Raw genomic sequence first — 14,998 nt, 5'->3', positions numbered from 1 at the left:
TGGCAGACAAGCATATAATATGCATACTAAATGCATCTATTATGCGGACGGGATCACCAGCCTGCCTTCCCGCCTGTTCTCAGGAGCCGCGCATGACATCGTCAGCCAAGCGGATACGCGCCTATCAGGGACCGGCATTGCTCAGCTTCGGCTTCCGGCCGTTCTTTCTCTTCGCCGGGCTTTGGGCCGTGATCGCACTTTGTCTCTGGACCCTCATGGTGAGCGGCAGCCTGACGCTTCCCAGTCACCTCGCCCCCGCGGACTGGCATGTCCATGAAATGCTTTACGGCTATATTCCCGCCGTCATTGCCGGGTTCCTGCTCACCGCCGTGCCGAACTGGACGGGCCATCTGCCCATAACCGGCGCGCCACTTCTGGCTCTCGTGCTGCTTTGGCTCGCCGGGCGTCTCGCGCTCTTTTTTTCCGCGTTCACGGGCGGGCCCGTCGCCGCCCTTATCGATGCGAGCTTTCTCTTTGCCCTTGCCGCCGTCATCGGGCGGGAAGTAATCGCGGGCAAGAACTGGCGCAACCTGAAAGTCCTCGTGCTGCTTTGCCTGCTCGGCGCCGGCAACGTGCTTTATCATGTGGAGGCCATGCAGCCCGGCGCGGCTTACGGGTATGGCGCGCGGCTCGGCACCGGCGCCATTCTCTTTCTCATCATGCTGATCGGCGGGCGCATCATCCCGAGCTTCACGCGCAACTGGCTCGTGAAGCAGGGGGAGGGACGGCTCCCCGCGCCCTTCAACCGGTTCGACATTGCGGCGATGGTAGCGGCAGGCATCGCGCTCTTGAGCTGGATCGCACTTCCTTTTGAGGCGGCGACTGCCTGGCTTTGCCTGATCGCAGGACTTTTTCATCTTCTCCGGCTTGCCCGCTGGGCAGGCGAGCGTACCTTTGCCGAGCCGCTGGTGAGCGTACTCCACGCAGGTTATTTCTTCGTGCCGCTCGGTTTCTTCGCGCTTGCCGCCGCGCATTTCTTCCCTGCCTTTCTCTTTTACGGCGACGGGCTTCATGCCTGGACCATCGGCGCGATGGGCGTGATGACGCTGGCGGTGATGAGCCGCGCCGCGCTCGGCCATACGGGCCGCCCCCTGACCGCGGGCATAGGCCTCAGCCTCGTTTACATTCTCATCATTGCCGCCGCGCCCGCGCGGCTTTTCATGTCGATCTCGGATGCGCCGCAAACACTGCTCTATTTCAGCGCGCTTGGCTGGATCGGCGGCTTTGGCGGTTTCGTCATTCTCTTTGCGCCGCTTCTTGCTGCGGCGCGCAAAGGAAAGGCGGGATAATTTTGCACCGCACACGGACAAATATTTCTGCCGGACTACCTGAAAATTCCCCGCCCGCACTGGACGGAGTGAAAGGACTTATGTCAATTTTCCTATCGGGAGAAATGTCGGCCGCTCCCGCAAGGCGCCCCGGCGCTCTTTCCAAAAAGCGCGGGGCTTTCCCGCGCGTGCGGCCTTACCCGCATTTCCCCTTCATCAGAAGCGTACCGCGTATCGCACCGCTTGGTGCCGTCGGACAAAACGCGCCGATACCACCACCCGGCAGCAACAGATCTCACCCGGCCCGCACGGGCCTGACGGACATCTAACGGCCGCAAGGCCAGAGGAACGAGAGAGCGCTTGCCATGACCAATACAAAAAAACTCTGGATATCCCTCGCCATTCTTCTCGTTGCCAGTTTCAGCGTGCTTTTGCTGATGGGCCGCGAGATTTATCAAAAAGCCCCGCCCATGCCCGAGCAGGTGGTCTCCACCTCGGGCGAGACGATTTACACCCGCGCCGATATGGAACTCGGCCGGCGTGTCTGGCAATCCATGGGCGGCATGCAGCTCGGCTCGATCTGGGGGCATGGCGGCTATGTGGCGCCCGACTGGAGTGCCGACTGGCTGCACCGCGAAATCATGGCAGTGCTCGATGCCTGGGCGGCGGAAGAAGGCGCGGAAAATTATGCGGCGCTCTCCCCCGAACGTCAGGCTGCGCTCAAAGGCCGCCTCGAAGAGCTCTTCCGCACCAATACCTATGAGCCTGCCACCGGCACGATCACGCTTGCCGAGGAACGCGCCCGCGCCATCGAGAAAGTCTCCGGTCATTACGAGCGGCTTTTCGGCAACGATCCCGCCTTCGAGCCCTTGCGCGAAGCCTATGCGATGAAAGACGACACGGTGCCGGATGCCGATCACCGCAAAGCGCTCGGCGCCTTCTTCTGGTGGACCGCCTGGGCCGCCGGGACGGAGCGGCCGGGTGACACGATCACCTACACGAATAACTGGCCGAGCGAGCCCTTGATCGAAAACCGCCCGCCCGCCAGTTCCTTCGTCTGGTCGGCCTTCTCAGTGCTCTTCCTCCTTGCCGGGATCGGGCTTTTGGGCTGGCATTACGCCGTCTCTCATGGCCGTGAAGAAGAGCCGCACGATCTGCCGCCCTTCGATCCCATGCGCGGCACAGTGGTCACACCCTCGATGAGCGCCACGGCGAAATATTTCTGGGTGCTGCTCGCGCTCTTTCTCGTGCAGATATTGCTCGGCGCCATCACCGCGCATTATCAGGTCGAAGGCCAGGTGCAATACGGTTTCGAGCTGGCCAATGTGCTGCCCTATTCGCTGAGCCGCACCTGGCACACACAGCTTGCGGTGCTCTGGATCGCAACCGCCTGGCTCGGCACCGGGCTTTACATTGCGCCCGCCATTTCCGGCTATGAGCCGCCCTATCAGCGGCTCGGCGTCAACTTCCTCTGGATCTGCCTCATCATCATCGTGGTCGGCTCGTTTGCCGGGCAATGGTTCGCGGTGATGCAGACGCTCGGCCTTGAAAACAATTTCTGGTTCGGCCATCAGGGCTGGGAATATGCGGATATGGGCCGCTTCTGGCAGATCTTCCTCTTTATCGGGCTCGTGCTCTGGCTCGTACTTGTCGGGCGGGCGCTCTGGCCGGCGCTGCGGCCGGGGGCACCGGGCCGCTCGATCACGGGCCTTCTTTTCCTTTCCACCGTCGCCATCGGCCTTTTCTTCGGGGCGGCGCTCGCCTGGGGCGAGAACACGCATATCTCGATGGTCGAATATTGGCGCTGGTGGCTCGTCCATCTGTGGGTGGAAGGGTTCTTCGAAGTCTTCGCCACCGCCGTGATCGCCTTCCTTTTCACGCGGCTCGGCCTTCTCAAATTGCAGACGGCGACAGTCGCCGTGCTCTTCGCCACCATCATCTTCATGGCAGGCGGCGTGCTCGGCACCTTGCACCACCTCTACTTCGCCGGCACGCCCACCGTGGTGCTGGCGCTGGGCGCAAGTTTCTCCGCCCTTGAAGTGGTGCCGCTCGCCTATATCGGCTTCGAGGCCTATCACACGTTCCGCCTGAGCAAGGCAACGCCCTGGATGGAACGCTACCGCTGGCCGATCATGTTCTTCCTCGCGGTTTCCTTCTGGAACCTCGTGGGGGCAGGGCTCTTCGGCTTCCTCATCAACCCACCGCTCTCGCTCTATTACATGCAAGGGCTGAACCTTACCCCGCTGCATGGGCACACGGCGCTCTTCGGGGTTTACGGGATGCTGGGGATCGGCCTCGTGCTCTTCTGCCTGCGCGGGCTCAAACCCGAGCTTGCCTGGAACGAAGGGCTGCTGAAGGTCTCCTTCTGGAGCTTCAATGTGGGCCTTGCCATGATGGCGCTCTTCACGCTCCTGCCGCTCGGCACGATGCAGCTGATCGAGGCGATCAATAACGGTTATTGGTCGGCCCGCTCGGCGGAATTCATGCAGCAGCCCATCGTCGACCTTCTGGTCTGGATGCGGGTGCCGGGCGACACGATCTTCTCCATCGGCGCGCTGGCCCTTGTGGTCTTCGTGATCGGGCTCTGGGTGCGTCCGCGTTATCAGGGCGTGCCGACGGAAGAAGAAGAACGCGCGGCAACCACCAAGGCCCGGGCATAAGCCCCGCGCATGTTGCGTAACAACGGTATGCACGGCAGGATTTTGAAATGATCGAGTTTTATTTTGAGATCCGCGCCGTGCATATCGGCTCCGTCATCTTGAGCGGCCTCATCTTCTTCTTGCGGGGGGTGGGGCTGCACGCTTTTAAAGCAAGCTGGCCGATGGCCGCGCCGGCGCGCTTTACAAGCTACACGGTCGACACGGTGCTGCTCACCTCCGCGATGATGCTGACCGTCATCCTGCAGCAATATCCTATCGCCGATCACTGGCTGACCGTGAAGGTCGCACTGCTCGTCATCTATATCGTGCTCGGCGCCTATGGGCTGAAATACGCCAAGACCCCGCGCGCACGGCTCGGCTGCTGGCTGGGCGCGCTTGCGCTTTATCTTTATATTGTCTCCGTCGCCCGCGCCCATGACCCGCTGGGCATTTTCACGCTGCTTCTCTAACAATCCCACCGGTTAAAAAAGCCAGCGGAAGGCGCGCTCCAGAAAGGCGCGCGCGCCGGTGCGCACGGGCGCGCCATGGGCCATCAGAACCTGGGAGGCGGGCCAGGCGAGCACCCGGCGGAGCGCCTCGCGCGCGGCGCGGCGGCGGATGAAAGCGCGGCGGAATTTGCGTGGCACATGGGGCTCATCGCCCGTCATCAGATCGAGCTTTGCGATCAGCGCCCGCCAGCCGGAAAACCAGCCGGGCGGGAAATGCTGCAAGAGGTCGGTGAAAATCACCGTGCCGCTTTTTTCATGAAAGAACACCGCTTCATCGGTAATGAGATTGCCGGTGACGAGCACCTGGTCGATCTCCCCTTCCCAGGCGGCAGGCGGCGCATCTTCCAGGATGCCGTCAAAGGTAAGGTCTTTGCGTTTTGCGGCAAGGCGCGCAGGTCCCCAGATCTCCGCCTCCGGAAAGGCGCTCTTCCACTCTGCAAGATAAAGATGGTGCAGCGAATTGGGCGCGACGAGAAAACGCACCGTGCCCAAGGCCGCCACGTCTTCCCGCAAGCCTTCGTCCAGCGCAACGGGCGACCAGATGAAAAGGCTCCCGCCGCCTAAGCGGATCACCGCCATACGGAGAGGATAATGGAAACCGGCAACCTCAACTTCCGGCCCTTCCGCCGTCCATATCTCTTCTCCGATCGGCGCGAGCATCTCCATCCCCTTCTTTGCAAAGCGCGCTGTGCACCTGCGCGGCAAGCATGTCCACATACTTACATATGAAAGCACGGCGAGATACTTATATGAAAAGCGCTATACGCAATGGGGCGCACTGGGGATGAGAAAGAATGAGCGAGAAAGACCGGCGGTTCTGGGACAAGACCGCACGCAAATATGCCGCTTCCGCCATTGCCGATGAAGAAGCTTTTACCAGAACGCTCACTCGCGTGCGCGAACTGACACCAAAGGGCGCGCGGGTGCTGGAGCTCGGCTGCGGCACGGGTACGGCGGCACTGCGCCTGGCGGATGCCGCCGAGAGCTATCTTGGCACCGATATATCCGGGGAGATGATCGCCATAGCGAAAGAAAAGCTGGCAGATGCCGAGGACCGCGATCTTGCCTTGCGCCTTAGCTTCCGCACCGCCACCGCCGAAACACTTGCCGAAGAACCGGACTGTTACGACATTATTCTGGGGTTCAACTACATTCATCTGGCAGGCGATCTGCCGGGAGCCCTTGCCCATATCCGCGCGCTGCTTGCGCCGGGCGGGCTCTTCATTTCCAAAACACCCTGTATCGGCGAGGTCACTCCGCTTCTCCGGCCGCTTATTTATCTTGCCATACCGGTGATGCAGCTTTTCGGCAAAGCGCCCGCCGTCACCTCGCTCACCGCTGCCTCGCTCACAGTGGCGATCCGCGCCGCCGGGTTCAGCATCGAGGAAACCGCTTATCACGGTACAAAGAAAAACGACCCGCGGCCCTTTATCGTCGCCCGCGCGCCGCAATAAGAGAGCGGCTTAACGCCAGGCATCTTCGATATGGCGGGGCAGGGCGCGCGGGGAAATCAGCACCGCATCGAAGCGGACATGTTTTTCCCAATGCTCCTTATGCTGAGCGATAAAGGCTTCCGCCGCCCTTGCGATGCGGGCCTGCTGGCGCGGCTGGATCGCCTCGCCCGCCGCTGCCTTATCCTCCCGGCGCTTGACCTCGACAAAAACAAGAAGCTTGCCGCGCGTCATGACGAGATCGGCCTCGCCGACCCCGCGCCGGTAATTGCGCGCGAGCAGGCGGTAGCCTTTCGCCCACAGCCACCAAAGGGCAATCGTTTCGGCGCGTGCGCCCCGGCGCTGCGCCTCCCGTCGCTGCGTCTTGCGGCGCGCCTCGCTCATTCCCGCCCGCTCTCTTTCAGCTCGAGCGCGCGCCGGTACACCTCCTTGCGCGGCAGGCCGGTCATTTCGGTGACTTCCTTTACCGCCTCTTTGAGCGAGAGTTCGTCCATGGCCGAGGCAAGCAGCGTGTCGAGATCGCCCGCCTCGGGCCCGATTTTGTCCGGCGGGCCGACCACCAGCACGATCTCGCCCTTGGGTGCGCCCGCCTCTTCATAATGAGCGGCAAGCTCAGCAAGGCCCGCGCGGCGCACCTCTTCGAATTTCTTCGTGAGCTCGCGCGTCACCGCCGCCTCGCGGGGACCGAACACATCCGCCATATCTTTCAGGCAGGCGGCGAGCCGGCGCGGGCTTTCGAGAAAGATCAGCGTGGCGGGAATATTTTTCAGCTCTTCAAGCACCGTGCGGCGCGCGGCTTCTTTCGGCGGCAGGAAACCTGAAAAGAAAAACCGGTCGGAAGGAAGGCCGGAAAGAACAAGCCCTGCCAGCACGGAAGAAGCGCCGGGCAGACAGGTGACGGCATGTCCTTCTTCCTGCACAGCGCACACGAGCTTATAGCCCGGATCGGAAATAAGCGGCATCCCGGCATCGGAGACGAGCGCCAATGCCTCGCCCCGCGCCAGGCGGGCGAGGATACGCGGGCGCATTTCGGCGGCATTGTGCTCATGGTAAGGCAGGAGCTGCACTTTCAGCCCGTGGATCTGCATCAGCCCGCCGGTGACGCGCGTGTCCTCGCACAGCACCGCATCGGCCTTTGCGAGCACATCGAGCGCGCGCAAGGAGATATCGCCCGCATTGCCGATCGGCGTTGCGGTGACATAAAGGCCGGGGGTGAGGGCCCCGCGCGGCGCCGGTGCCTTTTTCTTATCCGTCACGGAGCATCCTTGCCTGGAAGAAATCCAGTTTTCGTCATCAAGGCGCCAAAGTGCCCGGCAATAGAGAAAAGCGCAATCACCGGCGCGCGGGAGCGGGGCTCCTTATGCAAAACGGGTCCACCTTCGCGGGAAAATGCGCTAGGCTGCGCGCCAGATGCAGTTTGAGGACAGGTTCAGGGGCCGGCGGCAGATGCCGGCTCCGGGTAATTCGGGCGGTTTTACAAGATGATGGTTTCCCGGGCAGTTTCCGCCCTTCTTTCCGCGGCACGCAGCAGCTCTCTTTTTCTTTCTCTTGGCCTTGCCGGCACGGGGCTTGCCCTTTCCGGCTGCGGACAAACGCCGAAAGACGTGCAAGTGACGCCGCCGCCCGGCGAGCGGCCCATCGCCGTGACCCCGCCGCCCGCCGATCTGCCGAAACTCGACACGGGCTCTTTCCTCACCCCGCCTCATATGGAGGGGCGCGAGCCGGTGCGCGTCGCCCTGCTTTTGCCGCTCGGCGCCTCACAGAGCAATGTGCGCGCCGTGGCAGACGCACTGGCTAATGCCGGCCAGATGGCGCTTTTTGAAAGCGGCAATGCCGACATTCTGCTGATGCCGAAGGACACGCGCGGCACGGAGGCAGGCGCGGCAGCGGCCGCCGAAGAAGCGCTGCGCGAGGGGGCGGAAATCATTCTCGGGCCGCTCTTTGCCCATTCGGTAAGCGCCGTTGCCCCGCTCGCCGAAGCGCGCGGCGTGCCCGTCATCGCCTTTTCCACGGACAGCAATGTGGCCGGCGGCAATACTTATCTTCTTTCTTTCCTGCCCGAAGACAGCGTGACCCGCATCATCGATTATGCAGGCCTGCAATCTTACGAGACCTTCGCGGCCTTCCTGCCGCAAACGGCGTATGGCGAGCGGGTGCGCGCCGCGTTCCTGCAGGCGCTCTCGGCCCGCGCGCTGCAGATCGACCGGGTGGAAACTTATCCCGCCGACGCCCAGGCCATGTTCGATCCGGCCCGCCGCCTTGCCCGCTATGACGAGCGGCGCGCGGCGCTGCGCGCGGAAAAAGCCCGGCTCAAGGAGGCGGGCGATACCGCCGCTCTCAAACGCCTTGAGGGGCGGGACACGATCGGCGATGTGCCCTTCGATGCGGTACTGCTGGCCGCAGGCGGCACGGAGCTGAAATCCGCCGCGCCGCTTCTTCCCTATTTCGATATCGATCCGCGCAAGGTGAAGTTCCTCGGCACAGGGCTTTGGGATGATCCCTCGACCCGGCTCGAGCCTGCCGTGCAGGGGGGCTGGTACGCCGCCCCGCCGCGCGAGGCGCGCGATGCCTTTTCCGCCCGCTACCGCTCTTATTTCGGAGAAACGCCGCCGCTCATCGCCTCGCTCTCTTACGACGCGGTGAGCCTGACCTCGGCGCTGGCGCGCGCGCCCGGCGAGGACGATTTCACCCGCGAGGCACTGCTGATCGAGGACGGCTTTGCCGGGGTGGACGGGATTTTCCGCTTCCTGCCCGACGGCACGAATGAGCGCGGGCTTGCGGTTTTCGAGGTCCAGTCTTCCGGGCCCGTGCTGATCGATCCGGCACCCGCCAGCTTCCGCCCCCGCGCCTTTTAACGGCGGGGTCTTGAGCCTCAAACGAGCAATTCGCCGAGCAGCTTGTCGAGCACCAGGCGCCCGCGCGCCGTGGCATAAAGCTGGCCGCCGCGCCGGATGATGAGCCCGTCTTTTTCAAGCAGCAAGAGGCGTTTTTCTTCAATGGTCCGTCTGCTGAGCTTTTCATAACGGGCAAGCGGCACGCCTTCGGAAAGCCTGAGGCCCATCATCATCAGTTCATCGCCCTGCTCGGCGGATGCGATTTCTTCCATGCGCGTCAGGCCATGGCCCGCGCGCATTACTTCTGCCTGCCAGCGGGAGGGCAGGCGCTCGGTTTCCGTCGCGATCTTTTTGCCCTCAACACTGAGCCGCCCATGCGCGCCGGGGCCCGCGCCCACATAATCGCCGTAGCGCCAGTAAACGAGATTGTGCCGGCATTCGGCGCCGGGCTTTGCGTGGTTGGAGACTTCATACGCCCCGAAACCCGCCTTGGCGCACACCTCTTGTGTCACCTCATAAAGCGTCGCCGCATCATCCGCGCTGGGGGGCAGGAGCGAGCCTGCCTTAAAGAGTTTTTCGAAAGCCGTGCCGGGCTCGATGGTGAGCTGATAAAGCGAGAGATGATCGGCAGCATAAGAGATGGCTTCTTCAAGCTCGCGCCGCCAGGCGGCCGGTGTTTGCGCGGGCCTTGCATAGATGAGATCGAAGGAGACGCGCTCGAAAACACCGCGCGCGAGTTTGACCGCCTGAAGCGCCTCGCCCACCGAATGAAGCCGCCCGAGAAAGCGCAAATCATCGTCGCTCAGCGCCTGCACGCCGAGCGAGATGCGGTTCACGCCGCCGCCCTTATAGCCTTTCAGATAGGCCGTTTCGACGCTGGTCGGATTGGCCTCCATGGAAATTTCCGTTCCCTGGGGCATGTGCCAGAGCCCAGCCACCGCATCGATGAGCTTTGTGACCGTCTGCGGCGTCATCAGAGAGGGCGTGCCGCCGCCGAAGAAAAGCGAGGTAAGCGTGCGCGGCCCGGAAAGCGCGCGGAAATATGTCAGCTCACGGATGATAGCATCGACATAGGCCTCTTCCGGCACGTCCCGCATGACATGGCTGTTGAAGTCGCAATAGGGGCATTTCGACAGGCAGAAAGGCCAATGGATATAGACCCCGAAACCGCCTTCGGTTTCGGCGGGAGAAGAGGCGGCGCGGGCGCTATCGTCCAGCGGCAAAGCAGGCATCCGTCAATTGCTTGAAAGCATCGGCCCGGTGCGACATGGCGTGTTTGCGCGCCGGGTCCATCTCCCCGAAGGTAATCTCATGACCCTCGGGCTGAAAGACCGGATCGTAGCCGAAGCCTTTTTCCCCGCGCGGCGGCCAGACAAGCTGGCCATCGACGCGGCCTTCGAAATACTCCACATGCCCGTCCGGCCAGGCAAGCGCGAGCCCGCAGACGAAATGCGCGCTGCGGTCGCTTGCCCCCTTTTCGGCCAGCGCGCGCTCGACCTTTTCCATGGCAAGGCGGAAGTCTTTTTCCGGCCCCGCCCAGCGGGCCGAATAAATGCCGGGATCGCCGCCCAGCGCATGGACGGCCAGGCCGCTATCATCGGCCAGCGCCGGCAGGCCGGAGGCATCAGCGGCGGCGCGGGCTTTGAGCTCGGCATTTTCGCGGAATGTGGCGCCCGTTTCTTCCGGTTCCGGCAGGCCGAGATCGCCCGCCGATACCGTTTCGATACCGAAAGGAGAGAGCAATTCCCCAATCTCCCGCACCTTGCCTTGATTGTGGCTCGCCACGACAAGCTTCGGGTCGGTGAAAAGACGCGCGCTCATAGTTGCTCCTTTAAAGGGTCCGCTCCTTGAGGCAAGCCCGCTTACTTCAGCCCGGCGGCCTCGTTCTGCAGGCGCACGAGATCGGCAATGGAATCCTTGGCAAGGCCCATCAGCGCGGAAAGTTCGTCCTGAGAGAACGGCTCGCCTTCCGCCGTGCCCTGGATTTCCACGATGCCGCCCGTGCCGGTCATGACGAAATTCGCATCCGTGTCGGCGGTGGAATCTTCGGCGTAATCCAGATCGCAGACCGGCGTGCCTTCATAAATGCCGCAGGAAATCGCCGCCACATTGTCTTTGATCGGCGAGGCGGTGAGCATGCCGCGCTCCATCATCCAGGCGACGCATTGCTGCAGCGCCACCCAGCCGCCGGTGACGGAGGCCGTGCGCGTGCCGCCATCGGCCTGAATGACGTCGCAGTCCACCGTGATCTGCCGCTCGCCCAGCGCCTTCATATCCACCACCGCGCGCAAGGACCGCCCGATCAGGCGCTGGATTTCCTGGGTGCGGCCCGACTGCTTGCCCGCCGAGGCTTCCCGGCGCATGCGCTCATTGGTGGAGCGGGGCAGCATGCCGTATTCCGCCGTCACCCAGCCCTTGCCCTGGCCTTTCAGCCAAGGCGGCGTGCGCTCCTCAAGGCTTGCGGTGCACAGCACATGCGTGTCGCCGAAGCGCACGAAACAGGAGCCTTCGGCTTTTTTCGCATAGCCCGGCTCGAGAATAACGGGGCGCATTTCATGGGGGGCACGGCCGGACGGACGCATGGCATCTCCTGCTTTCAAGATGTGAGACTTTAAGGGGCGCACAAGACCGGGCGCGGGCTTATGTGTCAAGCAGGAGCGCACGCATAAGGGCAGGGCAATTGACGCAGCCCCACGGGCTGCCTAGATTTTTAGCCGTCAGATCAAGGCCTTCCGCCTTTTCCGGGGGCCGTTTTGAAGGAAGCGCGCGCCGCGATGGTTGCCATCAAGGACATAAACGACCGCTCCCGCGAGATTTTCCGCGGGATTGTGGAAACCTATCTGGAGACGGGCGAGCCCGTGGGCTCGCGCTATCTCTCGCGCCATCTCGGCGTCGATCTGTCCGCCGCCTCGATCCGCAATGTGATGTCGGATCTGGAATCCCTCGGCCTGCTCTTTTCCCCGCATACCAGCGCCGGGCGCATTCCGACCGATGCGGGGCTTCGCATGTTCGTCGACGGGCTCCTGCAGGTCGGCATTCTCTCCGAGGACGAGCAAAGCCAGATCGAAACCCAGATCACTCAGTCCAATCAGGGCGCGGGCAGCGTGGAAGATGCATTGCGCGAAGCTTCGATGCTGCTTTCGGGCCTCTCGCGCTGCGCCGGGCTCGTGCTTGCGCCCAAAACCGAATCCCGCCTCAAGCATGTCGAATTCGTGCCCATGGATGCGCGCCGCGCGCTGGTCGTCATGGTCACCGAAGACGGGTCGGTGGAAAACCGCGTCATCGATCTGCCCCAGGGCCTGCCGCCTTCCGCGCTGCAGGAAGCGACGAATTTCCTCAATGCCAAATTGCGCGGCCTTTCCGTTGCCGATGCGCGCCGCCGCCTGCAAGCGGAGATCGAGCAGACCCGGCGGGAGATTTCGGAACTGACGAGCCGCATCGTCGAAGAAGGCTTTGCCACCTGGTCGGGCGCGGGCGCACCGGCGTCGGGGCCCGATGCGCTGCTCTCCCGCTCGCTTATCGTCACCGGCCAGTCGCGCCTTCTCGATGATGTCACCGCGATGGAGGATCTCGAACGTGTGCGGCTCCTCTTCGAGGAACTAGAAAACAAGACCGATGTCGTGCAGCTTCTCGGCCTTGCCGAGGAAGCGGAAGGGGTGAAACTTTTCATCGGCTCGGAAACGAAACTCTTCGGCCTTTCCGGCTCTTCCGTCGTCGTCAAACCGTTCCGCGATCAGGACCGGCAAATCGTCGGGGTAATCGGCGTCATCGGCCCGACGCGGCTCAATTACGCGCGCATCATCCCCATGGTCGATTATACGGCCGGTGTCGTCAGCCGCCTGCTCAGCCGCGGACCCTTAAGCTGAAAGGCGCGTGGCAGGCCCATGCCTTGACACGGGCGGTGAGGAAGCGCATCTCTTGCCCGTCTTTCACCGGACACGTTTCGAACCGTTAAGAACAGGACGCTTTAAAGCCCATGAGTGAGGAAAAACCGGCCAAGACCCCGTCTGACGACACGCCGCAGGAAAACGGCGAAAGCGCGCCGGACGCCGGTGCCCAGATGGGCGCGGAGGCGGCGGCTGCCGTCAATGAGGACCCCTCCATTCTGGAAGGCGACGAGGGCGGCAAAGACGCGCTCGAGGCCGAGCTTGCCGAAACCAAGGACCGGCTTTTGCGCCTTGCCGCCGAGCTTGAAAACACGCGCCGCCGCGCCGAGCGCGAGAAGCAGGACGCCGCCCGTTACGGGGCTGCCAGCTTTGCCCGCGACGTCCTGTCCGTTGCCGACAATCTGCGCCGCGCCATCGATGCGGTGCCCGAAGAAGAACGCGCCAATGCCAGCGCGATCATCGAAGGCGTGGAAATGACCGAGCGCGCGCTGCACTCGGCCTTCGAGCGCCATGGCATCAAGCCCATCGCGCCGGAGCCCGGCGACAAGTTCGACGCCAACTTCCATGAAGCCATGTTCGAGATCCCGAATACGGGCCTGCCGAACGGCGCCATCGTGCAGGTGGTGGAGACCGGCTACATGATCGGCGACCGGCTTTTGCGCGCTGCCCGCGTCGGCCTTGCCAAGGGCGAGGCAGGCGGCAATGGCGGCGGCGCCGGCGGCAAGGTCGACACGACGGTCTAAGCCGGCCCGCCTTACCGGCCATTCTCCCGGCAGCGTCATCAAGGTGACATAGAAGCAAGCTAGGAAAGGACCCCGCGAGTGACCCTTGGTCACTATCATCTGTCCTGCGCGAGGTCCCTATGGAACGCACCGCCCCTGCCCGTCCGCTTTTCGAGGAACGCGAGATCGCTATTCTCACCGCCGCGCGCGCGCTTTTTCAGCGCGAGGACTGGGAACTCGTGACGATCGACGAGATCGCGGCGAAAGCACAGATCGGCAAGGGCACGGTCTATAAGCATGTGACGAGCAAGGACGAGCTTTATGCGCGCCTTGCCATGGAGATCGACCGGCGCCTTCTGGCGCGGATCGAGGCGATCGACGATGCCGCGCCGCCGCTCGATCAGCTTGCCGCTTATATCGCCGCCTTCTGGCAACTTGCGGACCTGCCGCCCGAAGAGCGTAATCTCATGCAATATTGCGGGCGGGTCAGTTTCCGCCGCCGCTTGCCCGTACCCATGCGCGCCGATTGGGGCATGATCGAGCAGCAATTGCGCGACCGGCTGCTCGCCATCTTGCGCGCCGGGGTCAGCACTGATCTCATTGAGCCGCGCTCCGACGATTTGCTGCTTTTCGGCGTCCAATCCGCCCTGCACGGGGCGGTGCGCCTTGCCTGGCGCTCGGGCTCCGGCAGCGGGCGGCCGGAACGGGCGGGCGAGCTGATCCGCTTCATCCTGACCGGCATTGCCACGAAACAGGGCCGCAAATACCTCAAAAAAGGCCTCGCGCTTTCCGCCTGAGGCAGTCCCGAACGCCTCGCTGCCACCGGTCTGACGCACAATTGCACACCCGCCTGCGCGGGGATGGGCAAAGCCGTGACTTGAATTCCCGCCCCTCAGCCCGAAGAATGATCCGGACCCGGCGGATTCGCACCGAAAGCCGAAGAGGATCAAGGCCGGGCGAGGGGATGAGGAGGACCTTTCATGCAGGATATGACCGAGCTTTATCTGGCCGCCGCGCTTTTCATGGGGCTGCATCTGGTAATTTCCGGCACCGTGCTGCGCCGGATCATCACCGATATGATCGGCGAGAAAGTCTATATGGCGCTCTTCTCGCTGGCCTCGATCGGCGCCATCGTCTGGCTGGCCATGAGCTACAACGATGCTGTGGTCAGCGCGGACAACACGGTCTATTGGCAGGCGCCGCTGTGGCTTGCCCATTCGGGCGCGTTGATCCTGCTGGTGGCTTTTCTCATCGGCGTGCCCGGTCTTTTAACGCCGAACCCCACATCCGTGGGTGGGGAAGCGGCGGCGGAAAAAGAAGATGCCGTGCAAGGCATGGTGCGCATCACCCGCCATCCTTTTCTCTGGAGCGTCATCATCTGGGCGGCGTTCCATCTGGGAGCGAATGGCGATCGCGCCTCGCAGGCGCTTTTCGGCACCTTTCTCACCGTCGCGCTCGTCGGCACGTTTTCCATCGACCGGAAGCGGGCGAAGAAAATGGGGGAGAGCTGGCGCAAGTTTGCCGGGCAAACCTCCAACCTGCCATTCGTAGCGATTCTGAGCGGGCGCACGAAACTCGCGCTCGGCGAAATCGGCTGGTGGCGGCCGCTGGCGGCGGTGGTGCTTTGGGCGGCGGTGCTGATGACCCATGAAATGGTCTTCGGCGTTTCGCCCTTCCTGCGCTAAGCG

General features: G+C 63.1%; 15 protein-coding genes. 9 read left to right on the top strand and 6 right to left on the bottom strand.

Features of this window, described 5'->3' with window-relative positions; all coding sequences use genetic code 11:
* Positions 1–92 precede the first annotated feature (92 nt).
* The 3 genes from ACOQOT_RS16965 (at position 93) to ACOQOT_RS16955 (ending at position 4,377) form a co-directional block, all read left to right on the top strand.
* Positions 93–1,289 (top strand): NnrS family protein, encoded by a 1,197-nt coding sequence (locus ACOQOT_RS16965; protein WP_420560334.1) that lies wholly within the window; start codon positions 93–95, stop codon positions 1,287–1,289.
* A gap of 344 nt (positions 1,290–1,633) precedes the next feature.
* Positions 1,634–3,928, top strand: a complete 2,295-nt coding sequence (locus ACOQOT_RS16960; RefSeq protein ID WP_420560333.1) for a nitric-oxide reductase large subunit — start codon at positions 1,634–1,636, stop codon at positions 3,926–3,928.
* 47 nt (positions 3,929–3,975) lie between these two features.
* On the top strand, positions 3,976–4,377 hold the full coding sequence (locus tag ACOQOT_RS16955; protein WP_420560332.1) for a SirB2 family protein: 402 nt from the start codon (positions 3,976–3,978) through the stop codon (positions 4,375–4,377).
* Between the two features lie 12 nt (positions 4,378–4,389).
* On the opposite strand, the gene ACOQOT_RS16950 is transcribed toward ACOQOT_RS16955, so the two are convergent.
* Positions 4,390–5,076, bottom strand: coding sequence for a DUF4336 domain-containing protein (locus ACOQOT_RS16950; RefSeq protein ID WP_420560331.1), 687 nt, complete (start codon positions 5,074–5,076; stop codon positions 4,390–4,392).
* A 134-nt stretch (positions 5,077–5,210) separates the two neighbouring features.
* On the opposite strand from ACOQOT_RS16950, the gene ACOQOT_RS16945 reads away from it, so the two are divergent.
* Positions 5,211–5,870, top strand: a complete 660-nt coding sequence (locus ACOQOT_RS16945) for a class I SAM-dependent methyltransferase (RefSeq protein WP_420560330.1) — start codon at positions 5,211–5,213, stop codon at positions 5,868–5,870.
* Positions 5,871–5,879: 9 nt separating this feature from the next.
* Here ACOQOT_RS16945 and ACOQOT_RS16940 read toward each other — a convergent pair whose 3' ends face one another.
* Both ACOQOT_RS16940 and rsmI read right to left on the bottom strand, forming a co-directional pair.
* Entirely contained in the window at positions 5,880–6,251 is a 372-nt protein-coding gene (locus tag ACOQOT_RS16940) for a YraN family protein (protein WP_420560329.1), read from the bottom strand.
* Positions 6,248–7,123, bottom strand: coding sequence for a 16S rRNA (cytidine(1402)-2'-O)-methyltransferase (gene rsmI / locus ACOQOT_RS16935; protein ID WP_420560328.1), 876 nt, complete (start codon positions 7,121–7,123; stop codon positions 6,248–6,250). The genes ACOQOT_RS16940 and rsmI overlap by 4 nt, the downstream gene beginning before the upstream one ends.
* Positions 7,124–7,348: 225 nt before the next feature.
* Here rsmI and ACOQOT_RS16930 point away from each other — a divergent pair, with 225 nt between their 5' ends.
* On the top strand, positions 7,349–8,722 hold the full coding sequence (locus tag ACOQOT_RS16930) for a penicillin-binding protein activator (RefSeq protein ID WP_420560327.1): 1,374 nt from the start codon (positions 7,349–7,351) through the stop codon (positions 8,720–8,722).
* 17 nt (positions 8,723–8,739) lie between these two features.
* Here ACOQOT_RS16930 and hemW read toward each other — a convergent pair whose 3' ends face one another.
* Genes hemW through rph form a run of 3 tightly spaced genes read right to left on the bottom strand, consistent with a single transcriptional unit; the run spans position 8,740 to position 11,283 of the window.
* Complete coding sequence (hemW, locus tag ACOQOT_RS16925; RefSeq protein WP_420560326.1) at positions 8,740–9,933, bottom strand: radical SAM family heme chaperone HemW; 1,194 nt, start codon at positions 9,931–9,933, stop codon at positions 8,740–8,742.
* The gene (gene rdgB, locus ACOQOT_RS16920) at positions 9,908–10,522 is read right to left on the bottom strand and encodes an RdgB/HAM1 family non-canonical purine NTP pyrophosphatase (protein ID WP_420560325.1); all 615 of its coding nucleotides are present in this window, start codon (positions 10,520–10,522) and stop codon (positions 9,908–9,910) included. The genes hemW and rdgB overlap by 26 nt, the downstream gene beginning before the upstream one ends.
* A 41-nt stretch (positions 10,523–10,563) precedes the next feature.
* Positions 10,564–11,283, bottom strand: coding sequence for a ribonuclease PH (gene rph / locus ACOQOT_RS16915; RefSeq protein ID WP_420560324.1), 720 nt, complete (start codon positions 11,281–11,283; stop codon positions 10,564–10,566).
* Between the two features lie 192 nt (positions 11,284–11,475).
* Here rph and hrcA point away from each other — a divergent pair, with 192 nt between their 5' ends.
* The 4 genes from hrcA (at position 11,476) to ACOQOT_RS16895 (ending at position 14,995) form a co-directional block, all read left to right on the top strand.
* Complete coding sequence (hrcA, locus tag ACOQOT_RS16910; protein ID WP_420560323.1) at positions 11,476–12,567, top strand: heat-inducible transcriptional repressor HrcA; 1,092 nt, start codon at positions 11,476–11,478, stop codon at positions 12,565–12,567.
* A gap of 110 nt (positions 12,568–12,677) precedes the next feature.
* Positions 12,678–13,331, top strand: a complete 654-nt coding sequence (gene grpE / locus ACOQOT_RS16905; RefSeq protein ID WP_420560322.1) for a nucleotide exchange factor GrpE — start codon at positions 12,678–12,680, stop codon at positions 13,329–13,331.
* Between the two features lie 119 nt (positions 13,332–13,450).
* Positions 13,451–14,107, top strand: coding sequence for a TetR/AcrR family transcriptional regulator (locus tag ACOQOT_RS16900; protein ID WP_420560321.1), 657 nt, complete (start codon positions 13,451–13,453; stop codon positions 14,105–14,107).
* A gap of 183 nt (positions 14,108–14,290) precedes the next feature.
* The gene (locus ACOQOT_RS16895) at positions 14,291–14,995 is read left to right on the top strand and encodes an NnrU family protein (RefSeq protein ID WP_420560320.1); all 705 of its coding nucleotides are present in this window, start codon (positions 14,291–14,293) and stop codon (positions 14,993–14,995) included.
* The last annotated feature ends 3 nt before the right edge of the window (positions 14,996–14,998 follow it).

Origin of the sequence: Tepidicaulis sp. (assembly GCF_965222285.1) — a bacterium.
Taxonomy (GTDB): Bacteria; Pseudomonadota; Alphaproteobacteria; order Parvibaculales; family Parvibaculaceae; genus Tepidicaulis.
The sequence above is the reverse complement of the archived record's forward strand: the minus strand, read 5'-3'. Positions and strand labels throughout refer to the sequence as shown.